Raw genomic sequence first — 21,771 nt, 5'->3', positions numbered from 1 at the left:
GTTTTGAGAGTTTGAGCTCTCAAAACCGAACAACGAGTGAGTAGTTTGTGCTCTTCATTTCATCCACACCGAAGTGACGGACCGAAATGAATCGCTGTTGCAGGTTCTAAGAACCTGCGTATTTGAATGTTTCCGTTGCAGGAAACGATTCTCCATAGAAAGGAGGTGATCCAGCCGCACCTTCCGATACGGCTACCTTGTTACGACTTCACCCCAATCATCTATCCCACCTTCGGCGGCTGGCTCCTTGCGGTTACCCCACCGACTTCGGGTGTTATAAACTCTCGTGGTGTGACGGGCGGTGTGTACAAGACCCGGGAACGTATTCACCGCGGCATGCTGATCCGCGATTACTAGCAATTCCGACTTCATGCAGGCGAGTTGCAGCCTGCAATCCGAACTGAGACCGGCTTTGTTGGGATTGGCTCCATCTCGCGATTTCGCAGCCCGTTGTACCGGCCATTGTAGTACGTGTGTAGCCCAGGTCATAAGGGGCATGATGATTTGACGTCATCCCCACCTTCCTCCGGTTTGTCACCGGCAGTCTATCTAGAGTGCCCACCCGAAGTGCTGGCAACTAAATATAAGGGTTGCGCTCGTTGCGGGACTTAACCCAACATCTCACGACACGAGCTGACGACAACCATGCACCACCTGTCTCCTCTGTCCCGAAGGAAAGGTACATCTCTGTACCGGTCAGAGGGATGTCAAGACCTGGTAAGGTTCTTCGCGTTGCTTCGAATTAAACCACATACTCCACTGCTTGTGCGGGTCCCCGTCAATTCCTTTGAGTTTCAGTCTTGCGACCGTACTCCCCAGGCGGAGTGCTTAATGTGTTAACTTCGGCACCAAGGGTATCGAAACCCCTAACACCTAGCACTCATCGTTTACGGCGTGGACTACCAGGGTATCTAATCCTGTTTGCTCCCCACGCTTTCGCGCCTCAGCGTCAGTTACAGCCCAGAGAGTCGCCTTCGCCACTGGTGTTCCTCCACATATCTACGCATTTCACCGCTACACGTGGAATTCCACTCTCCTCTTCTGCACTCAAGTCACCCAGTTTCCAGTGCGATCCGGGGTTGAGCCCCGGGATTAAACACCAGACTTAAATGACCGCCTGCGCGCGCTTTACGCCCAATAATTCCGGACAACGCTTGCCCCCTACGTATTACCGCGGCTGCTGGCACGTAGTTAGCCGGGGCTTTCTTCTCAGGTACCGTCACCTTGAGAGCAGTTACTCTCCCAAGCGTTCTTCCCTGGCAACAGAGCTTTACGATCCGAAAACCTTCATCACTCACGCGGCATTGCTCCGTCAGGCTTTCGCCCATTGCGGAAGATTCCCTACTGCTGCCTCCCGTAGGAGTCTGGGCCGTGTCTCAGTCCCAGTGTGGCCGATCACCCTCTCAGGTCGGCTACGCATCGTCGCCTTGGTGAGCCGTTACCCCACCAACTAGCTAATGCGCCGCAGGCCCATCCCCAAGTGACAGATTGCTCCGTCTTTCCAGTTTCCTTCAGGCGAAGAAAACAACTATTCGGTATTAGCTACCGTTTCCGGTAGTTGTCCCAAACTTGAGGGCAGGTTGCCTACGTGTTACTCACCCGTCCGCCGCTAAGTATCAAGGAAGCAAGCTTCCTATCAACTCCGCTCGACTTGCATGTATTAGGCATGCCGCCAGCGTTCGTCCTGAGCCAGGATCAAACTCTCCAATAAAGTATTGAAAAGAGCGATAAGCTCATTTTGAATCTGACGAGATTAAAAATCTCATTTGTGCTCCAGTCGATCCAAGCCAAGGCTTGTTTCAAACTTTCGCGTTCATTCTGCAAGCAGAATGTTTACTCACTCGTTGTTCAGTTTTCAAAGATCAAACTTGTTTCGTTACCGAATGTTGTTCTCTTCAGCAACTCTTATATAATATCATGTCCGAACCAACTTTGCAAGCTCTTTTTTTAAGTTTCTTTCGAAGCTTATTTTATTTGCTTACCGCACCGTGTATCTCGTGTTTTCTTGGCCGGATTAATAATATATCACGTATAGATATTAATTACAATACTTAATTTAATAAAATTCATTTACCACAAATCAACTACCTTTACTGTGTTGCTCTCCTCTATCCCAGTGTAAAGTTTATTATAGCTTAAATGACATTCTTTCCATTCATACATCGCAATACATGTCCAATTTATTTTAAACTTATTAGCCTAGATCTCCTCTCATATATTTTAGCTTCATTAATATGCTCAATTTAGGTTGTCCTTTTATCAAGGTCATGCAAGATTACTGGGGGCACTGTAAGTTACCACGAGTATAAGTAGAGGTATTATAAAAGATAAACAAAAAAAGTGATGCACGCATATAACTATACGTGAACCACTTTCTTGTGTGTTATTACATTATATATAGAAGGAAACTCTTAATGTTGTGCCTGTGCTGATGCTGGAGGCGTCATCGTCATTTGTCCATTACCTGCTTTTTGCATACCAACTCGCAGCAACGTAATTCCCCACGTAATAATCGAGATCAATAGAAGATGAACCATGTATCCCCCAACTGCTTCTCCACTATAGATCAAACGCATAAATCCCTGTACCCCATTGGAAGCGGGCAGAAAGTTTCCGATATAACGGTAGAATGGCGCCAGCATCTCGGCTGGAATTATATTTCCTGCTGTCATCAACTGGAGCGGAACCATCGCTACATTAAATAGAGGACCTGCATTGCCAAACAGGGCAAAACTCATTTGTGTAAAACAGATACAAGCCAGACTCACCAGCACATGATACAGATACAAAGCGCCGAAGGAGCTCGCAACATCCGTGAACTGAAGAGCTACTGTATCCACAATCAGAGGAACGATCACAGCTATACACAATAATAGCAATTGCCGTCCCCAGAAGATTTCCCATTTGGAATGGTTACGCTTCATGATATTCGACGTGATATTGAACTGAATATTCATGGTCATCGAAGCAATGTAGGTAATAAAGCCCAGAATCATAGGCAGCATCGATGTTGCAAAATCACTCACGCTGTTCGTTTTATTAATTTCAGCCTTCACAGGCCCTTCATTCATCTTCGCCATCGCTTGTCCAATAGCTGCACTCAGTTCATCGCTGTTTATACTATCGTTATTGAGTGTCACTTGAACTTTGGATTCCAGAATCCCTTGACCCATTTGCGCAGTCATTCCGGTCGCAGCATGTTCCACAATGGATTTGGCTACATCGGCATTTCCCTGATTAATATAAAAGGACAAGCTCGCCTCTGTACCTCCTTCAATCTGGTCAGTGAATCCTTCCGGAATAATAATAACCATCGCATAGTTACCTGCATTCATCTGTTGCTCAGCTTCCTCGGCAGAACCCAGTACATTGACATGGAAAGGCGCGAGCGTTTCAATCTGCTTCTGCACCTCAGTTCCCTGTGTCCCATCTTCGTTCACCAGAGCAACTTGAAGTTGATCCACTCTCTCCGTGGCTTGATGATAACCCGTCATCCAGATCACAACAAATAACAGCGGAACAACCAATGCAAAAACCAACCCTATTTTTGTCTGTGGCACTTTAAGAAAATCTTTGAAGCTTTTCATTCGTTCACGACTCCCATTAGTTAAAATTAAAATAATTGCACTACATATATATGCACATGCACATATTTGGTCAAAAAAATTTATTTCATCTTTTCATAGATGCGATTCATCACATTCAAGAATGCTTCGAGCTCTTCAGGGGAACATTCGGCGAGTGCCTCTTGCTCTTGCTGTTTTGCCTTTGGTGTCAGAATGTTATTCATCTCCATTCCTTCCGCTGTCAAACATAGCAAAACCGCTCTGCGGTCCTGTGGATCTTCTTCTCTTGTCACCAGACCTTTACGAATCAACTTGTCTATAATTTTGCCTACCGTTGTCTGGTCCCTCACTGTTAATTCAGCCAGTTTTTTCTGTGATATATGGCTTCCAGCCTTGCTCAATTCATTCAGAACTGCAAATTGTTCCGGCGTAATATCCTGTTCACTCAGATTTCTGGTTGTTGTTTTTTTATATGCCAGATACGTCCGTGACAGAATCAGTCCAAGTGGATTTTCATCCATATTAACAGGCATGCTGATGCTCCTTTCTCTATATAGTAGCACTACCATCTAATTTGCGTAAGATCTATATTATTACCATATTTACACTACTGTCAATTTAATTTTTTATCTTTTCAAGCAAAAAGAGACCCACCCGTTAGTCAGGCAGCTCTCTCCTCTGGCATCGTCAAGCCATACTTACTCGGGCTTGCCACTTGAAGTTTCGGTATCGTCCTTCTTCTTTGTACCTTTACTTTTATAAGGCTTCGGGGCACTTTTTGCCCGGTTAGCAGCGGCTTGCCAACGGTTCCAGCCTTTTTTACCTGTACCACGGCCGGTGCCGCCTTTTCCCTTTGCATTGCTCATGTTATCACTCCAATAATCCTGTATATGCTTAAAAATGACCGTCCTCGGTAACTTATTATGCAACCCAGCCCATCTAATTCACTTCCAGCATTTCTTATTATACCAAAAATCCACGTCTTTACGTCCATTTCCAGAAATCATTGTATTGTTATTCTGTTATGAAAGCGGTATAGTGGACATAATTGAAAGAGGAAGCTGCGTCTTCTTCGGGATTGTTACTGGTAAGCAGGCGATACCCAAACCAAGGCTGTCTATTAAGCCTTAGTTTGGGTTTTTTGTTATTATTACGACCAATTGAGGTGAAACACATATATGATCATCCGTCAGATTTTTAACAACAATGTCATCCGGGCTGAGAACCAGGTTGGTCACGAATTTGTTGTCATTGGCAACGGTCTTGGCTTCAAAAAGAAAAACGGACAGCCCGTGGATGAGGATAAAATCGAAAAAACCTTTGTGCTGAAATCGGATAAAATACCGCAAAAACTCATCGATCTGATTGGGGAAACATCGGTTGAATATTTGAAGTTAGCGGACGAAATTGTGGGTCATGCCAAACAGGAAATGGGCGATATTTTTAGCGATAATATCTATATATCATTGATCGATCATATTCAGTTTGCCATTACCCGGTACCGTAAATCCGTCGGGCTGAAGAATTCCCTTTTGTGGCAGATTAAGAAGTTTTACAAGAAGGAGTTTGGGATTGGCATGAACGCTGTAGAGCTGATTCAGGAACAATTCGGCATACAAATGGATGAACATGAGGCCAGCTTTATTGCCATGCATTTTGTAAACGCTCGTCAAGATGCTCAAGGCATGAAACAAACCGTTGAAATTACGGAAGTTATCGATGATATCTTCAACATTGTGACCAACCATTACCACATCACCCTGGATGAAAATTCATTTAATTATTCTCGGTTTATTACCCATCTTCAATATTTTGTGCAGCGAATGTTGAGTAATGAACAGGAGCAATTTGCTTCTGGAGATAACTTTCTGTATGAGCAGGTGAAGGACAAATATAGCAAGGCATTTGAATGCACGCAACGGATCAATCAGTACCTTGAGGACAAGTTTGAAAGTGCCATGTCCATTGATGAAAAGGTGTATTTGACGATCCATATTCAACGTGTCACTTCCCGTAACGAGCTGCTGGACGCGGAATAAAAAAAGCTTGCAAACGATTTCGGCGTCATATATAGTAGGTCTCACAACTTAACGACAAGGATTGTTACTGCTCAAGCAGGCGATACCTAAATGATTGGCAACAGGTCATCTTTCCGATGATCATAGCCATTCGTTTAGGTATTTTTTTGTTTTCAGGCAATCTTAACAACAAAGGAGAATGAACATGGATCATAAAAAAATGGGGGATGACATCGTTCGTCTCGTCGGCGGAGAAGCCAATATCAATGGTCTTGTCCACTGTGCGACCCGGCTGAGATTCGACCTGAAAGATTCGAAAAAGGCCGAACGCGAAACGCTTGAAAAACACGATGGTATTATTACCGTTGTTGAAAGCGGCGGCCAGTTCCAGGTGGTCATCGGTAGTAACGTGGCTCATGTATATGCGGAGATTATGAAAAACCGGGATTTCGGAGGAGATTCCTCTTCATCGGCTGAGTCTACAGGGGAAAAAACCTCGCTATTATCCAAAGTTTTTGAAATTATATCCGGAAGTTTCTCGCCATTAATCCCGGCTATGGCAGGATCAGGCATGCTAAAAGCTTTGCTGACTGTCCTGACCATGTTCGGATGGATGTCGGATACAAGTGACACATACTTGATTTTATCCGCTGCCGGCAACGCTGTATTTTATTTCTTGCCCATTTTCCTTGGCATCACACTGGGTATGAAGCTGAAAGCCAATCCTTATGTAGCAGGTGTAATTGGTGCCGCTCTGATGGAACCGAGCTTCACGGGGCTCATGGATAAAGGCTCGGATGTCTCATTCCTGGGTATACCGGTTGTCATGATGAATTATTCAGCCAGCGTATTCCCAATCTTCATATCCATTAGTATCTACGCTGTTCTGGATAAGTTACTCAAAAAAATCATTTTGAAAGACCTGCAATTGTTCCTTGTACCGATGATTGCTTTGATGATTATGGTTCCGCTGTCCGCAATGGCCTTCGGACCATTCGGCACCACAGTAGGTGACTGGATCTCCTCCGGCGTAACTTGGCTCATTGGTGTCAGCGGTATATTATCAGGGGTTGTACTGGGTGGATTCATGACCTTCATGGTTGTCTTTGGACTCCACTGGGGCTTCACTCCAATTACGATACAGAATATCGGGGTTGGCGGCGATCCGATTGAAGCCATGGCTGCTGCAGCTGTATTTGCACAAATCGGTGTAGCTTTCGGTATTTTCCTAAAAGCCAAAAAGAACAAAACCCTGCGCACTCTTGCTGGTTCAACCAGCCTTACAGGTTTACTTGCAGGAGTCACTGAACCAATTGTATACGGTTTGATCCTGCGTTATAAACGTGTGATTCCTATCGTGGTTATCGCAGGTGCGATCGGCGGTGCCATCAATGGTCACTTTGGTGTTAAAATGACTGCTTATGTGTTCCACAATATATTTGCCATTCCCGTCTATACACCAACGGTTGTCTACGTAATTGCGATTGCCTGCTCCTTTGCGGTAGCAGCAGTACTAACGGTGATGTTTGGTTATGAAAGCAAAACGAAAGACACAGCTTCCGAGAAAAATGAATCTGTCTCCAGCACATCGGCTGAAAGTACACCAGCAGAACTTCCTGTCGTACCTGAAACTAAAACAACGGAGATCAAGAAAGAACTAATTTATAGCCCACTTACAGGCAAAGCCGTAGCACTGAGTACCATTAACGACCCAGCCTTTTCAACTGGTGCTATGGGCAAAGGTTTGGCGATTGTCCCTGAGATTGGTGAAGTTGTCGCTCCGGTAGACGGTGTTGTCACCTCCCTCTTCCCGACTGGACATGCCATTGGATTAACCACCAACGCAGGAACGGAAATTCTGATTCATATTGGCATCAACACAGTAGCACTGAAAGGAAAACACTTCTCTCCTGTCGTTCAGGAAGGTGATATTGTCAGACAGGGCGATCTGTTGATCCAGTTTGACATCGATAAGATCATGGAAGCCGGATACGAAACCGTAACCCCTGTCATGGTTACTCTTACGCAGCAAGAAGTGGATGTGTTCGAAACAACTCAAGAACAGGTACAGAAAAATGATGTCCTGCTGACTCTCGTTGTCTGACCCAACCTATAACATATGAATTCAATTAGGAGGAACTAACCATGAAACATACTCAACTGAAACCATTCCCTAAAGATTTCTTCTGGGGAGGTTCAACCTCTGCCTATCAGATTGAGGGAGCCTGGAATGAAGATGGTAAAGGCCCTTCTGTTATCGACATGGGCAACCATGTGGAAGGTGTGACCGACTTCAAGGTAACCAGTGATCACTATCATATGTACAAAGAAGATGTGGCGTTGCTGGCTGAAATGGGCTTCAAAGCCTACCGTTTCTCGATCGCATGGACACGCATTTACCCGCAAGGAGCAGGTGAAGTGAATCCCAAGGGGCTCGCCTTTTACGATTCTCTCATTAATGAGTTAATTAAATACGGTATTGAACCCATTGTGACCATGTATCATTTCGATCTTCCTTATGCGCTTGAAGAAAACGGGGGCTGGTCCAACCGTACAACGATTGATGCTTTTGAACAATATGCCAAGACCCTTTATGAGAACTACGGAGATCGGGTCAAATATTGGCTAACCATCAACGAACAAAATATGCTGATCCTGCATCCCGGCTCTCTGGGTACACTGGATACAACACTTGTTGATCCGCAAAAAACACTGTATCAGCAAAATCACCACATGTTGGTTGCTCAAGCCAAAGCCATGGTCCTGTGTCATGAAATGCTGCCTGAAGCCAAGATTGGCCCAGCTCCTAATATCGGTGTAATTTACCCGGCTAGTTCCAAACCAGAAGACACACTCGCGGCTGATAACTATGCTGCCATTCGTAACTGGCTCTATCTCGATATGGCGGTATATGGACGTTATAATCATATTGCCTGGAGTTATCTCGAAGAGAAAGGATATACGCCCATCATTGAAGACGGAGATATGGACATCCTGGCTCAAGGGAACCCTGACTTTATTGCGTTTAATTACTACACTTCCCAGACGGTTGGTGAAAGTCTGAACGATGGTAATGACTTCTCCCATACAGGAGATCAGCATGAAATCGTAGGTGAACCGGGCGCATATAGAGGATCTGTGAATCCCTATCTGCAAAAAACAGAGTTTGGCTGGGAAATTGATCCGGTGGGCTTCCGCTCTACCCTTCGCCAGATCTACTCCCGTTATCATCTGCCATTAATTGTTACGGAAAACGGTCTGGGTGCCTTCGATAAATTGGAGGAAGGTGACGTGGTTAACGATCCATATCGTATTGAATTCTTCAATAAACATATCGAACAGATTCAACTGGCGATTACGGACGGCGTGGATGTGTTTGGCTTCTGCCCTTGGTCTGCGATCGATCTGGTGAGTACACATCAAGGGTCAAGCAAACGTTATGGATTCATCTATGTGGATCGTGAGGAATTCGTTATCAAGGAACTGAGACGTATCCGCAAACAGAGTTTCCACTGGTATCAAAAACTGATTGAAACGAATGGAAAAGTCCGTTAATTCCATAATCCTTTAATATCATAGTAAACAAACAGTCGACTACACGTTAGGTGTGATCGACTGTTTTTTTGTGTTAATGCACGTCTTTTCCAATTATAAAATTACATTTCAGCCTTCGGTTGCTTTACCGCTTTGGCCCCTCTGAGTACCCGTAGAGATAACAGGAAACAGATCGCCAAAACGGCTGCTGCCGAAACATAAGGATAGTTAATATTCACATCGAACAGTGCTCCAGCTACGATTGGACCTGCGATATTCCCCAAACTGGTGTAGGCCGAGTTCAGTCCGGCCACAAAGCCCTGTTGTTCTTGTGCCAGTTTGGACATCTGTGTACTGATCGCCGGACGTAAAATATCCATACCCAGAAAGACGATAAACGTTACGACGAGAATCATCCAGTACGTATGCACAAACAAGGTCAACAGTACAAATACGGCTACAAATAACAGACATACTGAAATGACCATCTTTTCACCAAATCGATTGAGCAACCAACCGATCAGGGATACTTGCACAACCGCACCCGCGATGGAACCAAATGTAATGATAAATGCGATGTCTTTAGTCGTGAAGCCAAACTTGTGATCCACAAATAATGAAAATACCGTCTCATAGTTCGCCAGACCAAATGCCATAACAAACACAATGATCAAGCTGAAAAAGTATGGCTCACGGTACGAATTCAACAATTGGGCTACCATACCCGGAGCTTTAACTTTCGCTGCGCCAGCGACAGGTTTACTTTGCTCTCCTGTGCTTCGTGCCGATTCAGGCAAGATAATCATTGTAATGATCGCTGCCAATAAACCGGCAACCCCTGCGGCGTAGAACGGAATTCGAATGCCAAAGTCCGCAATGTATCCACCAATTCCCGGACCGATGATAAATCCGGTTGTAATCGCTGCATTAATCAATCCCATACCTTTGCCGCGTTCTTCCTCTGTTGTAATATCTGCGGTGTAAGCCATAACCGCCGGGAAGATCATCGCCGCACCAATACCACCAAGCATCCGGGCAGCGAAGAGCAAGGCTGGTGCATTGACAGCACCAAACATAAACTCCGATACGGCAAAAATCAGCATGCCGCCAACGATAATTTTTTTACGTCCCCACGTATCCGACCAACGACCCGCAAGCGGGGAGAACAGAAACTGGGTGAAGGAAAATGCTGCTACCAGCAATCCAACCGTGAATCCGGTGATATGCAGTAGATCCATATACGCAGGCATGATCGGCACAACCAGACCAATACCTGTAAAAACGAGAAAAATATTAAACATTAACAGCAGCAGTGCGCCCCTGTTCCGTGTTAGTAATGCCATGATTCCATCCTCCGTAATTGTCAAAATGTTGCTTAAGCTTTATCTTTTGCAATCCCATGTAAGAATACACTGGCAGCCTGTCGGTATAACGCAAGAGCCTGATCAGGCTCCATCCCCCGTGACATCTGACTAAGACCAATAATGGTACTTTCCAAAATCAGTGCGAGATGATCTACATTGTCTGCTTTGAACTCACCGCTCTCAATGCCTTGTTCTATCATTTGTTTATTAAATTGAATATGCCGCTCAAACATTAAGGAGATCCGCTCCTCAATATCATTTTCTTTCTTTTCCCCTGTGAAGAACTCATCAGCTGCCTTCGTCAGCGGGTGATTCATATCGTCCAGAACTAATTGTTCCGCCAAACCATAAATCTTCTCCGTGGAGGTGCGATAGAGATGTTCTTTGGCCGCCCAATTCTCTTCCCACTCCCGGTCCCACTCATCGATTAGATAAAGGAACAGGCCTTCTTTACTTTTAAAATGGTAATATATATTGCCTTTGCTACTGCCCGTCGCAGCTACAATATCCTCAATAGACGTTGCTTTATAACCTTTTTGTACAAAAAGGGCTTTCGAAGCATCCGCAAGTTTTTTCTTGGTCTGCTCGGTTTGAAGTTGCTTTTTATTCATATTCATTCCATTTCACTCCGTCCCATGCATACTGAACATTCGTTCTGTATTTTAACAGATGCACCCAATATAAGCAATGAAAAAGGTACGCCTGACAAAAAAAGAACCTTCCTATTAATCTAGGAAGGCTCTAGTTATTTTCATTTTATTACTCCGAAGGAAAAGCACTTAGATCCATATAGGAAACTTCCCACAGGTGATCATCCGGATCTTGAAAACTCCATCCATACATGAATCCGTGATCCTGCGGTTCGTTGTATGGTTTCGCGCCTGCATCGAGGGCAGCTTGTACAATTACATCTACCTGCTCTCGGCTATCTACAGACAGGGCAACGATGACTTCGGTTGTATCGGCAGCATTGGAGATTTTTTTCGAGATGAAGGATTGGAAACGTTCCTCCACCAGAAGCATGGCGTAAATATTTTCCCCGATGATCATACAAGTAGCAGACTCGTCCGTAAAATTGGCGTCAAACTCAAATCCCACCTTGGTAAAAAACTCAACGGATTTCTTCAAATCTTGAACAGGTAAATTGACAAAAATCTGCTTAGCACGAATAGCCACCCTGGATCACCTCGAACTCATAGAATAGATTCCACCTCAAAATAACACCTCGCGTATACGCTGTCAATTGAATATAATTAATGATATTCCAACTTGTGAGGTGACATGGATGTTGCTCCGAATGGTTCGAAGTAATTAGTCGTCGGGCTGGGTCAAAACGCGTACCAGCTATCAAGGGATACGTCTGTCCAATTTGATCCTATTCGACCATATACACAAGAACGATTTGGCACAACTCACTTGTCCTGTTCAAACAAACTCACATTGGAGGAATATGAAAATGAAAAATAAAATAGATTACGCTGACTTTTATGAACGCGTAGGCCGGACGAATGGCTGGAACTTCAGCTCCATGAACGTTGTCTCTGAGAAAATCGGATGGAACTTCTAAGAGGAAGTTGTTCGCCATACGCGTTCGTCGGATCTATTGCTGGATATTGGAACAGGTGGTGGAGAAGTCCTTCTGTCCATTGCGGAAGAAGCTTTATTGCTAGTTGGAAATGATCTCGCTCAAGGAATGATTGAGACCGCACAGTATAATCTTCAGGCTACGGGCGGTCATTCCAATGTACGCTTTCTTCATATGGACGCAGAAAAACTGAATTTTCCAGATCACTTCTTTAATGTGATATCCTCCAGACACTCCGGATTCTCTGCTTCAGAAGTATTCAGGGTTCTTACTCAGGGAGGGGTATTTCTAACCCAGCAGGTCAGCGAACATGATAAATTCAACATTTCAGAAGCTTTTGGCCGTGGACAGAGCCGTGGCATTCAACCTGGCACATTGATGGAACGATACAAGCATGAACTTCAAACAGCAGGTTTCCATGACATTCAGGCCCGTGAATATAATGTAGTGGAGCATTACGCTACACCCGAAGATTTGATGTTTCTCCTAACCCATGCACCCATCATTCCTGATTTCGGAAAGGTAGACACTGACTTCGAGCGATTCCAGCAGTTTGTGAATGAACATCACGACGAGAAGGGCATTCGTACTAACTCGGCACGCTTTATGATTACTGCAAGGAAATAATGGCGAACCTTATCCTAAATCTATTGGAGGAAACACAATGTCAAATCAAGTTGAAATCTCTTATCGTTTCAATGCTCCACGTGAACTTGTGTTTAAGGCATTTACCGAATCAGAACATCTGCAGAACTGGTGGGGCCCAAAAGGTTGGACATTTACTGTTGCTAAATCAGATTTTCGTTCTGGCGGTGTCTTTCATTATAACCAGAAACCTGATGATGGCGACACTATGTGGGTTAAATTTGTGTACAGTGAGATTATTTCTTCAGAGAAAATTGTGTACACCAGTTTCTTTTCTGATGAGAAAGGTGATACTGTCCGTGCTCCCTTTGACGAAAGCTGGCCTATGAAAACTCTGAATACTGTGCTGTTCAGCGAGTACGAAGGGGCAACAACCATTAAAATGATTGTTACACCTGTATCTCCAACTGAGGAAGAAAATCAAGCTTTTGAGGCTTCAAAAGAGATGGTACACACCGGGTTTACTGGAACATTCCATCAATTAACCGAATACCTATCAAAGATATAAACCGTTTGATATAGCCTCAGACAAAAAAACACCGTCACCGGTGTTTTTTTGTTATTTACAACTTCACTTTGTTTCTTCACACACTTTATTCGTCTGCAAAGTTTACTTTATCCGCAATCTCCAACTTTTCCAAAAAAGGCTTCAATTTATCCACGACATAATGGCTTCCGCCTCGGCCGTTCACCTCTTCAATTACAGCGGATAACAGGAAGGTCGGAGAGTCGGTATCAAATACTACGAAAAATCCGTTTTCCTGCCCCTTCTCTCCCTTCTTTGCTTTCAGTTCCGCTGTTCCCGTCTTGCCCGCGAGTCCTCCAGGAATTGAATTCAAGGTGTGGGCCGTACCGCCCTGCCGGGAAACAACTTCTCCCAAAGCATCCTTAACCGTATTTGCGGCTTCCGGAGTAATGATTACGTCAGGGTCAGTGCTTTCTTTTCCCTCGATCAGAACAGGTTTCACTAGTTTCCCTTCATTAATAAAAGGTGTAAATGACGACGCCAGATGAATCGGGGACATCAACATTTCCCCTTGCCCGTAGGACGTATCAGCGAGTAACACCTCAGACGACAGATCCAGATGTGCTTCATTGGCATATTGGCTTGGCTTCAAATACAGTTCATTCAGTCCAAAGTTATCGCCAAAACCAAATTTCTGGATCCCATCAATAAACTTGGCGCTGCCCATCTCGATCGCTTCCATGGCAAAGTAAATATTATCCGAGTATACCAGTGCATCGACCATGTTAACCGGAGATAAACTCTTCACACGCTTGACATAATAACCGCCCCAACTATCGTCTTTACGCCATTGCAAGCCAGAGATATCATGGGTTTTGTCCGCTGTGGTCACCTTCTCCATCAGTCCTGCTGCGGCTGTAATCGCTTTGAAGGTTGATCCAGGTGCGTATCGGGTAGTGACTCTGTTGATAAAGGGAAGCTTCTCATTCGCCGAATAAGCATCCCACTCTGCCTGTGTAAGTCCTGTAACCATCTTGTTTGGGTTATAGGAAGGCGCACTGACCAACGCCAGCAGGTTGCCGTCCGTTGGATTCATCAGAACCATTGCACCGGCGTCTCCACCACTGGATAATGTCTGATACAATTTCTTTTGCTGTTTGGAGCTAATCGTCAGCTGAACATTCTGTCCATCTACAGCATCCTTGCGAATAAGCTCAGAAAGGGAGTTACCGGATTCATCTGTGATTTCGATCAGACCACCACGTTCACCACGCAACTGCTTTTCCATGGACTGCTCCAAACCCGCTTTGCCAATCCAATCTTCTGCGCGATAATACCCTTCCGTATCCTTATCCAGATCTTCCTTGGTGGCTTTGCGCACGTATCCAATCAGGTGTGCAGCCGCATTGCCGAGTGGATAATAGCGGATTTCCTTGCTTTGCATCGTAACCCCGCTTAAAGATTCTGGTACGTCAAACTCCTCCGTTGAACCAATCGGGACAAAATACTCCGGCTTCACCCATGTCTGCGCAAGCGCCTTATGAATGGCATCTTCCGAAACCTGATAATGGCTCGCGATTCGGGCAATCATCTGGTCCGGATTATCACCAAGTTTCTCAGGTACAATGCCCCATTCATTCATCGTGCCCTTGGTAGCGAGCGGCAAACCATCACGATCCACAATGTCTCCACGATCCGGGAACAGTGTCCTCACTCGTACCTTACTGCCCTTAACCATGTCATTCAGGATCAGTGAAGGCTGCCAGTTAATTTTCCAGTTTTTCCCGCCGTCCTCAAGCTCGTGCCGGACTAGTTTTAATGTATGCGTCTCACTGACTTCACCCAAAAAAGTTGTCAGTTGCAGGTTGTAATCCACCTCATACGTATCCGGGTTTTGTTTCTCTGCATCGGTCTTACTGCCATCGGAAGCCGTTTCGGCAACATCAACAGGTTTAACCTCCGCCTTGACGGTGGATACTTCCATACCCGAATAGATCGCATTGTATTTCTCAACAAATTGTTCCTTATTCATGCCCGACTCTTCCAGCGAAGCAGACGTCATCAAGCTGTACAACTGGTCAAATTCTTTTTTTTGCAGATGCTCTATGTACTGATTCACGGTAGTCTGGGGTTTGGCCTCTGCTTCTTTGTTGTTCTGCATATATAGATACATTCCGATTCCACCTGCAAACAAGATGGGTAGCAGTCCGTATATTAATTTACGTTTGGATTTCATGGTTACATCACCTCTAATATACACTATAGATTTCCAGAGCCATTTAAACAATGAAACAAATCTGACGAATTTATCATTAAAAATAGCCGAAAGCTCACATAATATGTTTAAATAAGGAGAGTGAGATTACATACTAAAGCTTTTTTGCTATGCAAAAGGCTGAAAAGGAGCCCGATGATGGAAATCAGCTATTTTTTACTCCCCAAAGCCGAAGTGGCCTATATCAAGTCTACCGCTTCCATGAAAGATGCTATTGAGCAATTGGAATCGCAACACTACACCGCCATTCCCGTGATTGACCAGGATGGAAAATATGTTGCTACCCTGTCCGAAGGCGATTTGTTATGGAAAATGCGAAATACACCCGGATTGACTTTTGATACGATGGATCAGGTTCAGGTCCATGAGATTAACAATCGGGTATATAATGAATGTGTATTCATTGAGGCTGAAATGGAGGATATGCTGACACTTGCAGCAGACCAAAATTTTGTGCCCGTGGTGGATGTCGATCGTGTCTTCCTCGGTATTATCCGTCGTAAGGATATTATTGAATACTATACGCGCAACATTTCGGATTAGATGAAGTGGAACATCCTGTAATAAGTAATAAACGAATATTCAACTCGAAAGGGTACTCCTGTGGTCATGTTTGGCCAAACCGGGGTACCTTTTTGTTTCATGGTATGGTCGGAATCACTCTAGGTACGCTTGGCGCGCTCTTCCTTATAATAGTTCAACACGTCCCTTGGGCTTCCCTGGAATGCCCGCTCTTTGCCGAACTCATACGCCTGATGCAAATACGAATACGCCTCGTCATGCTGTTCAAGTCTCATGAAGATCATGCCCAGATCCATCAATGGACTCGTATTTCTATCCGAACTCCGCGTACTTAACGATATCTCAGCCCACGGCTTCGCCAGTCCATACTGCTTCAGATCGATATGTGCATTCGCATGGCAGGATGCGATCCAGCTTGCAATCTCCCATTCCATCTTGGGCTCGGGCAACATGCCCCATGCCTGATCATAATAGATAAGTGCTTGTTCATGTTGTTGCGTCTCATCCAGCACATTACCGGCTTCTACCGTTTCTACAATTTGTCGCTCCAGTTCGGCATGTTCCGGTGTTAGATCTTTCATTGCACCGTCTCCTCCTCCAGGACGAAATACCACTCCAGAAAAGCATTGAAATCAGCCCACTGCGGCTCACTCTCGCCATTAAGAAACCGTTCGATGGACTCCCCCAGTTCCACCAGCACCACTTCTCCTGTCTGACGGTTGTAGAAAAACCCACCTTCTCCTTCAAAACTATCCATTGGAATATACGCCTCGGGAAGTCCCAGTGTAAGCTGTGCTACATTCATGTCTTCCATATATACGGTGTTCTCCATAAACCAGCAGATCTGATACAACTCCTGATGCCTGCTGTAGAAAGTTGGTCCATCCTCTGCATGTAGATAAAATTGTGCAAAATCCGATTGAAAATCGATCTCCAGCTTTTGCAATGCTTCTTCGTAGGCTGCTGGAACATCTTCATGCCACCAGCCTTGCTCCTGGCAATGATCAATCACTTTATTGGATAACATCGTAGACCTCCTAATTCAATTTTGCTCACACAGATTTTACAGGTATCCAGACTTGGGGAGGTGTGCCATCACCTTTGTACACTTCAAGTTCTGGAATCCCTGCATGCTGATATGAAGTGGAAGGAAACCACTCTGTCATAATATAGTGCCACAACCGTTGTATCGCTTCCGGCTCTAGTTCATCAGCTTCAAATACGACCCAATGGGACGCAGGAAGTTCGATGGACACCAAACCTTCAGGCACTTCACCTGAGTAAGAGGTAGCAATCCAGTACTCCATTTGATTATCCTTCAGCTCTCTCTGATCTACACAGATGCCCACCAGACCGGGAATAGCTTCGTTATTGAACCCGTTTAAACGTTCCTCAATGCGGTCTGCCAAAGCATCCTGCCACATCTTTGGGATTTCTCTTAAATTCTTACCATCCACACAAGAAAACGTTCGTTTGATGCCCACAAAGGTAAGAGACTGTTGTTCGATCACATGTTCATTCACATTCATTAGATGGACTCCTCTCGAGAGCTATATGGGGCACGGTTCTCCATGACCCATTCATGAAAATATTGGTGGGCGCTGCTGGCATCCGGAGCCGTAAAAAGATACGTTCCCTCTACCTCTCGGCGACTCAGCCTGGAATCCACAAGATCCCGATCCTCTTCTTCGTTCAAGACAATTCGATACGTCCCGTCTTCCTCTCGAAAGGCAAGGGCGTGTACATTCGTATGTTGTTTATAGTAGCCCAGCTGCAGAACGGCTGGTTGCTCTTCTGCCATTTTGCCTTTGAAGGCTGGATTGGGGAACTCCTCATCGAAACTGGCTTCATCTGGTGCGATACCTTTATAGAAACCGTTAACTACATTGCCTAGCAGATTCACAATCTGATGTGCGTAGACATATGGAAACAGTTTAATCTCATACACATCACGATCCGAATGACTGTAACCACCCTTATTTTAATACTTATTTCTTAAGATATCATTTTAGCCTCTGAATTCGAAAATAAGAAATCACTCTTTTGTAGTTAGAACCAAATATTAAGTATAACTACAAAAGACTAAATTCAATGATATAATCAAATAGGGAAATCCACAAAAGTTCTTAAGGCTTGTTCCCTATTAGAAATTTCATACTCTATAAAAAAACTAAAAAGTGAAAATATAAACCTTGAATATTAAAGATACAAGGAAATCATAAGAATGTTAGGAGGATATCTACATATATGGAATCAGTAAAAAAATACGCTAAAATTAACATTTATTCAGAAATCGAAAAAAAAATCAATACGCTAAACAAAACAAGAATCAATAGGATTAAGATGAGTAGTCGACTTAAAGAGTACAGTAGCAAGTGGAAATCCATTTTTTTTATTTTCAACATTGAAGCAATTGTGTTTGTTCTTTTATCTATAAGTGGTAAAAATATATCTGAGAGATTTAACGACCCACTATTCGGTTTAATCTCTGGGGTTTTTTCACTTTATGTTATACTAATCCAGTATTATATTAATGAATTAAATTACAATGAAAGAGCACTGAAAATTCATTATCATCAATTAGATATTGAAGATTTGACTTTAAGACTCAAGGAATTATTGACGAAATACAATAGCCAACAAATTAAACTTGAAGAAAGAGAAATTATTAATGAATATAAAACTATCATGCATGAATATCAAACCGTTCTAAAGAACAATGAAAATCACGATGCTATCGATAATCTTATAAGAATAAGTGAAGAGCTTAATCTACAAGTAAAAGTAAAAGATCACTCGATAGACAATTTAATTTTAGTCTCTAACAAGTTTTTATTACTTTTCACACCATTATTTATTCTATACAGCATTTTCTCATAAGAATAAACTCCCCTCTTTTTAATCTGGGGAGTTTATTACTTTATACTATATTGTACTGCAAACTTAGCCATTTCAAATAATATGGGTCTGTTATTAGATGCTTAATCTTTCGTTGAACTTCAACATCTTCTCTTATTGTTTTAGAATTCAGTACGGAACACAACACTAAAAACTTATTCAAAGGGTATGGTTTCTGTACTTTTTCTGGAAAGAGATAATAAGATAATTTATTATCTAACTTCTCAATATTAGAAAATAACAATATCTGATTCGCCAATGTAACGGTATTAATAACACCAGAGGTTATTTGGTTTTGAAGGATTTCTCCCACGTCCTTATTTTTGAAATTCAATAATCTAGACAAAATTGCGGTAACCTGCCTACGTAAAAAAGAATCTGTCTGCCATTTATTCTTATATTTCATGATAAACGCTAATAAATCCTTAGGAGAACTATATTTTGATTCAAACCATAATATACAGTAAAAATCAGTTGAATTCCCCCTACTAAACGAGAAATTAGTGATAAAATCTCTAAAAGTATTTAAGAATTTATTAGCTCCTTTTTGCTTAATAGGAATCTCCCACTGAGAAACTAATAAGCAAAGTTGATATAAAGAACGATCATCAAATATATCAATTGTTTTAATTATGTCTAGTACATTTTTTGAACTTCGCTTACTATATCCTATAATTGATAAGTAAGTAATTAAATTGGCTCTGAGCGTGGGGAAATTCACATAAATTGAAGGCAACTTTCTCATTAGTTCCCCATGTTCAAATTTCCCATATAATGTTATGTATCGCTTGGAAATTTTATCCCAATATTTCGCACTAGTATCCTTAAAGTGTTTGTTGAATCTTTTATCCAAGTTCCTACAGACATCTTCGTAATTCGGATCGGTTTTTTTTGTCATCTCGACGCTATCTATATATCTATTAGCTTCTATTTGAAATTGATGATAAGCTTCTTTTTCATTATATATGTTTGTTTTGGAAAGATTAAGAGCTAGACCGCGGCTCTTCAACATGTCAGAAATTACACTAATTGTCTCAATTCCAACCTTTTTCGAATCAACTCCAATGATAATATCATCCATCCATCTAGTAAAACTGTTATTAGTGTTTTTCATGATTACCGCGTCAATTTCAAATAAAAATGAATGTGCTAGAAGCCTTACTCCCTCTATGTTTGTCGTTGGAAGTCCTCGCGCAGCATAAGGTAAATAATCTGGTTTCCATGAAATTTCCTCAATTATTCTAAAAATAAGGTCGATGACTACCTCATCGATTTTAGAATAACTAGAAAACACTTTTCGCAGCTCATTTATATTAAGACTATCGTAATAGTTAGATAAATCAGTAACTACTATGAGTTCCTTTTCTTCATTAAATTTATAGATCATTCTTTGCATCTTTTTCCATTGTTTTCTCCAGTTAAAATTATAGTCATCAGACTCATGAGGTTTAGGAACTCCATGTTTATCTCTAGAGTAAAAAGAGTTTTTGGAGGGCTGATTAGAAAGAATCTCTTCACTTATCTTTTCCACCAAAACTTGGAATACTAATGCATCTGTTGGTTGTGGAGTAACCAAATGCCTACACACACCTAATTTCTTTTCAATTCTATAAATCATAGGTTGAGAGACTTTGTAATTCCCACTAAGAATCTCACTTCTGATAGCACCAGCTCTCTCTTCAATATTGTAGTTAAAATCATAATGATCATATAGATCTTTGAGATCTGAATTACGTAATTGATCCCTTACAATTTCTCTCCAAATTCGAACTATATCTTTTTTTGTGAAAATATTTACAAGAACGTTTTTTCTAAGTTGATTGAATCTCTCCGTCTGCATAACGTAATCCCCCCTCTTAGTTATTATCGATAACAAATATTTCAATGCTCAAATTCTATTGTATTTCCATGACCTGTACCCTTTGTTCATTATACTCCAAACAATTACTTGTTGCTTCATAATACAATCTTCATATTATTCTACAGGAACTCGTACCTTAACTCACATTCACTGTAAACTATTTCAATCTCAATCCCAACCATGAGAAAAAACTCAACCACCGTCGTTGCTGGCAGATAGATTTATAAGAGTTCATCCCCGTCCTTCATTTCCTTATTCTGGTGCAACTTTATTGTTACTCGTTCGTCTAACTACTGATTAAATCTAAAGGAGATGACTATGCGAATAACTTGCAGCCCCGGTTTCCCAGGAAGCATGATTGGATCGATTGATCTTCAGCCATCGAAGTATTACAGCGCACCTTCCATGAACAGCCAAATTACAGATCATGTTGATCCTGAACTCATTACCATTCCCTATGTGGATGATCCGGAATTCGGATTACACTTTGACAACATGAAGGTTATGAACGGAACTTATAAAGATGAAATGCATGTGAGCTATGATGTCGAATTTACGATTGATGTAGATAAAAAAGGTTATATTACGCAATTCGAGCATACGTTCCAGCTGGAACGTTATCTGGATCTGGTTCGCACACAGTCCTATAAAGTAATCAAGACAAACTGGCGCGGACAAACATTTCACGTGATGACGTACAGTTACCTGGAGGAAGTCATTCATCCGAAAAATGTTCTTTTTAAATGTAACCTCGCAGAAGACGTTTTTGTGGTAGCTGAACTTGTCTCCAATCGCTCAGATGAAAGTGCAACTGAGCACGGTATCAGGGATCTGCATTTACGTGCATTAATCTCGGCACGAGATGATCTGTACCCATTAGATTATATGTGTGAGCCTGATTTCGACCTGAGTCTCGACTAAAAAGTAGATACATATGTAGAAAGAGCATAAGCTGTCCCCAATCAGCGGGGTGGCCTGTGCTCTTTTTTTAACAAATGAACCACCAACTCCCTAATTAAAATATCCTCCTTCACATG

Annotated in this window: 19 protein-coding genes, 1 rRNA gene and 1 pseudogene; 8 read left to right on the top strand and 13 right to left on the bottom strand. The window is 42.7% G+C overall.

The genetic code is table 11. The annotated features are described in order from the left end of the window. Window positions 1–158 precede the first annotated feature (158 nt). The 4 genes from MKY92_RS04310 to MKY92_RS04295 all read right to left on the bottom strand — a co-directional run bounded on the left by MKY92_RS04310 (window position 159) and on the right by MKY92_RS04295 (window position 4,432). Window positions 159–1,711, bottom strand: a 16S ribosomal RNA gene (locus MKY92_RS04310). 700 nt (window positions 1,712–2,411) lie between these two features. Continuing rightward, window positions 2,412–3,587: an ABC transporter permease gene (locus MKY92_RS04305; RefSeq protein ID WP_339299323.1), complete on the bottom strand. Its 1,176-nt coding sequence runs from the start codon at window positions 3,585–3,587 to the stop codon at window positions 2,412–2,414. Window positions 3,588–3,667: 80 nt separating this feature from the next. Continuing rightward, window positions 3,668–4,099 (bottom strand): MarR family transcriptional regulator, encoded by a 432-nt coding sequence (locus tag MKY92_RS04300; protein ID WP_339299321.1) that lies wholly within the window; start codon window positions 4,097–4,099, stop codon window positions 3,668–3,670. A 165-nt stretch (window positions 4,100–4,264) separates the two neighbouring features. Next, window positions 4,265–4,432, bottom strand: a complete 168-nt coding sequence (locus MKY92_RS04295) for a DUF3934 family protein (protein WP_074093608.1) — start codon at window positions 4,430–4,432, stop codon at window positions 4,265–4,267. A 312-nt stretch (window positions 4,433–4,744) separates the two neighbouring features. Between MKY92_RS04295 and MKY92_RS04290 the strand changes: the two genes are divergently transcribed. The 3 genes from MKY92_RS04290 (at window position 4,745) to MKY92_RS04280 (ending at window position 9,139) form a co-directional block, all read left to right on the top strand. Beyond that, window positions 4,745–5,605, top strand: a complete 861-nt coding sequence (locus MKY92_RS04290) for a PRD domain-containing protein (protein ID WP_339299320.1) — start codon at window positions 4,745–4,747, stop codon at window positions 5,603–5,605. A gap of 184 nt (window positions 5,606–5,789) precedes the next feature. Further along, entirely contained in the window at window positions 5,790–7,688 is a 1,899-nt protein-coding gene (locus MKY92_RS04285) for a beta-glucoside-specific PTS transporter subunit IIABC (RefSeq protein WP_339299318.1), read from the top strand. 41 nt (window positions 7,689–7,729) lie between these two features. Continuing rightward, window positions 7,730–9,139, top strand: coding sequence for a glycoside hydrolase family 1 protein (locus MKY92_RS04280; RefSeq protein ID WP_339299316.1), 1,410 nt, complete (start codon window positions 7,730–7,732; stop codon window positions 9,137–9,139). Window positions 9,140–9,240: 101 nt separating this feature from the next. Here the strand turns inward: MKY92_RS04280 and MKY92_RS04275 are convergent, their stop codons facing one another. The 3 genes from MKY92_RS04275 to MKY92_RS04265 form a co-directional block, all read right to left on the bottom strand. Further along, window positions 9,241–10,461: an MFS transporter gene (locus tag MKY92_RS04275; protein WP_339299315.1), complete on the bottom strand. Its 1,221-nt coding sequence runs from the start codon at window positions 10,459–10,461 to the stop codon at window positions 9,241–9,243. Window positions 10,462–10,493: 32 nt separating this feature from the next. Further along, a complete protein-coding gene (locus tag MKY92_RS04270; RefSeq protein ID WP_237178159.1) occupies window positions 10,494–11,093 on the bottom strand; it encodes a TetR/AcrR family transcriptional regulator in 600 nt (199 codons plus the stop codon). Window positions 11,094–11,241: 148 nt separating this feature from the next. Further along, window positions 11,242–11,658: a VOC family protein gene (locus MKY92_RS04265; RefSeq protein ID WP_339299314.1), complete on the bottom strand. Its 417-nt coding sequence runs from the start codon at window positions 11,656–11,658 to the stop codon at window positions 11,242–11,244. 280 nt (window positions 11,659–11,938) lie between these two features. On the opposite strand from MKY92_RS04265, the pseudogene MKY92_RS04260 reads away from it, so the two are divergent. Together MKY92_RS04260 and MKY92_RS04255 are read left to right on the top strand one after the other, a co-directional pair. Further along, window positions 11,939–12,694 (top strand): annotated as a pseudogene (locus MKY92_RS04260) (class I SAM-dependent methyltransferase). A gap of 37 nt (window positions 12,695–12,731) precedes the next feature. Further along, window positions 12,732–13,220, top strand: a complete 489-nt coding sequence (locus MKY92_RS04255) for an SRPBCC domain-containing protein (protein WP_339299313.1) — start codon at window positions 12,732–12,734, stop codon at window positions 13,218–13,220. Between the two features lie 85 nt (window positions 13,221–13,305). Here MKY92_RS04255 and MKY92_RS04250 read toward each other — a convergent pair whose 3' ends face one another. Further along, window positions 13,306–15,414 carry a penicillin-binding transpeptidase domain-containing protein gene (locus MKY92_RS04250; RefSeq protein WP_339299311.1) on the bottom strand — a complete coding sequence of 703 codons (2,109 nt, stop codon included), beginning with the start codon at window positions 15,412–15,414 and terminating at the stop codon, window positions 13,306–13,308. A gap of 177 nt (window positions 15,415–15,591) precedes the next feature. On the opposite strand from MKY92_RS04250, the gene MKY92_RS04245 reads away from it, so the two are divergent. Continuing rightward, window positions 15,592–15,996, top strand: coding sequence for a CBS domain-containing protein (locus tag MKY92_RS04245; protein WP_047840578.1), 405 nt, complete (start codon window positions 15,592–15,594; stop codon window positions 15,994–15,996). A 119-nt stretch (window positions 15,997–16,115) separates the two neighbouring features. Here MKY92_RS04245 and MKY92_RS04240 read toward each other — a convergent pair whose 3' ends face one another. The 4 genes from MKY92_RS04240 to MKY92_RS04225 are packed head-to-tail and all read right to left on the bottom strand — an operon-like array spanning window position 16,116 to window position 17,923. Continuing rightward, complete coding sequence (locus tag MKY92_RS04240) at window positions 16,116–16,556, bottom strand: hypothetical protein (RefSeq protein ID WP_339299310.1); 441 nt, start codon at window positions 16,554–16,556, stop codon at window positions 16,116–16,118. Beyond that, window positions 16,553–17,002 (bottom strand): hypothetical protein, encoded by a 450-nt coding sequence (locus MKY92_RS04235; RefSeq protein WP_339299309.1) that lies wholly within the window; start codon window positions 17,000–17,002, stop codon window positions 16,553–16,555. The genes MKY92_RS04240 and MKY92_RS04235 overlap by 4 nt, the downstream gene beginning before the upstream one ends. A gap of 25 nt (window positions 17,003–17,027) precedes the next feature. After that, a complete protein-coding gene (locus MKY92_RS04230) occupies window positions 17,028–17,504 on the bottom strand; it encodes a GyrI-like domain-containing protein (protein ID WP_339299307.1) in 477 nt (158 codons plus the stop codon). Beyond that, window positions 17,504–17,923, bottom strand: coding sequence for a hypothetical protein (locus MKY92_RS04225; protein WP_339299305.1), 420 nt, complete (start codon window positions 17,921–17,923; stop codon window positions 17,504–17,506). Before MKY92_RS04225 ends, MKY92_RS04230 begins: the two co-directional genes overlap by 1 nt. Before the next feature lie 299 nt (window positions 17,924–18,222). Here MKY92_RS04225 and MKY92_RS04220 point away from each other — a divergent pair, with 299 nt between their 5' ends. Then, on the top strand, window positions 18,223–18,855 hold the full coding sequence (locus tag MKY92_RS04220) for an SLATT domain-containing protein (RefSeq protein ID WP_339299304.1): 633 nt from the start codon (window positions 18,223–18,225) through the stop codon (window positions 18,853–18,855). 40 nt (window positions 18,856–18,895) lie between these two features. Here the strand turns inward: MKY92_RS04220 and MKY92_RS04215 are convergent, their stop codons facing one another. Next, window positions 18,896–20,713: an RNA-directed DNA polymerase gene (locus MKY92_RS04215; RefSeq protein ID WP_339299303.1), complete on the bottom strand. Its 1,818-nt coding sequence runs from the start codon at window positions 20,711–20,713 to the stop codon at window positions 18,896–18,898. Between the two features lie 375 nt (window positions 20,714–21,088). On the opposite strand from MKY92_RS04215, the gene MKY92_RS04210 reads away from it, so the two are divergent. Then, window positions 21,089–21,655, top strand: a complete 567-nt coding sequence (locus MKY92_RS04210; protein WP_339299302.1) for a hypothetical protein — start codon at window positions 21,089–21,091, stop codon at window positions 21,653–21,655. Window positions 21,656–21,771 lie beyond the last annotated feature (116 nt).

It is taken from the genome of Paenibacillus sp. FSL R5-0623, assembly GCF_037974265.1.
Classification (GTDB): domain Bacteria; phylum Bacillota; class Bacilli; order Paenibacillales; family Paenibacillaceae; genus Paenibacillus.
This window is presented reverse-complemented; position numbering and strand designations above follow the sequence as displayed.

What these genes read in the sequence shown, in the direction of transcription:
- MKY92_RS04305 (WP_339299323.1), bottom strand. Translation starts at nt 3,587, where the DNA reads ATGAAAAGCTTCAAAGATTTTCTTAAAGTGCCACAGACAAAAATAGGG.
- MKY92_RS04300 (WP_339299321.1), bottom strand. Translation starts at nt 4,099, where the DNA reads ATGCCTGTTAATATGGATGAAAATCCACTTGGACTGATTCTGTCACGG.
- MKY92_RS04295 (WP_074093608.1), bottom strand. Translation starts at nt 4,432, where the DNA reads ATGAGCAATGCAAAGGGAAAAGGCGGCACCGGCCGTGGTACAGGTAAA.
- MKY92_RS04290 (WP_339299320.1), top strand. Translation starts at nt 4,745, where the DNA reads ATGATCATCCGTCAGATTTTTAACAACAATGTCATCCGGGCTGAGAAC.
- MKY92_RS04285 (WP_339299318.1), top strand. Translation starts at nt 5,790, where the DNA reads ATGGATCATAAAAAAATGGGGGATGACATCGTTCGTCTCGTCGGCGGA.
- MKY92_RS04280 (WP_339299316.1), top strand. Translation starts at nt 7,730, where the DNA reads ATGAAACATACTCAACTGAAACCATTCCCTAAAGATTTCTTCTGGGGA.
- MKY92_RS04275 (WP_339299315.1), bottom strand. Translation starts at nt 10,461, where the DNA reads ATGGCATTACTAACACGGAACAGGGGCGCACTGCTGCTGTTAATGTTT.
- MKY92_RS04270 (WP_237178159.1), bottom strand. Translation starts at nt 11,093, where the DNA reads ATGAATAAAAAGCAACTTCAAACCGAGCAGACCAAGAAAAAACTTGCG.
- MKY92_RS04255 (WP_339299313.1), top strand. Translation starts at nt 12,732, where the DNA reads ATGTCAAATCAAGTTGAAATCTCTTATCGTTTCAATGCTCCACGTGAA.
- MKY92_RS04250 (WP_339299311.1), bottom strand. Translation starts at nt 15,414, where the DNA reads ATGAAATCCAAACGTAAATTAATATACGGACTGCTACCCATCTTGTTT.
- MKY92_RS04245 (WP_047840578.1), top strand. Translation starts at nt 15,592, where the DNA reads ATGGAAATCAGCTATTTTTTACTCCCCAAAGCCGAAGTGGCCTATATC.
- MKY92_RS04240 (WP_339299310.1), bottom strand. Translation starts at nt 16,556, where the DNA reads ATGAAAGATCTAACACCGGAACATGCCGAACTGGAGCGACAAATTGTA.
- MKY92_RS04235 (WP_339299309.1), bottom strand. Translation starts at nt 17,002, where the DNA reads ATGTTATCCAATAAAGTGATTGATCATTGCCAGGAGCAAGGCTGGTGG.
- MKY92_RS04230 (WP_339299307.1), bottom strand. Translation starts at nt 17,504, where the DNA reads ATGAATGTGAATGAACATGTGATCGAACAACAGTCTCTTACCTTTGTG.
- MKY92_RS04220 (WP_339299304.1), top strand. Translation starts at nt 18,223, where the DNA reads ATGGAATCAGTAAAAAAATACGCTAAAATTAACATTTATTCAGAAATC.
- MKY92_RS04215 (WP_339299303.1), bottom strand. Translation starts at nt 20,713, where the DNA reads ATGCAGACGGAGAGATTCAATCAACTTAGAAAAAACGTTCTTGTAAAT.
- MKY92_RS04210 (WP_339299302.1), top strand. Translation starts at nt 21,089, where the DNA reads ATGATTGGATCGATTGATCTTCAGCCATCGAAGTATTACAGCGCACCT.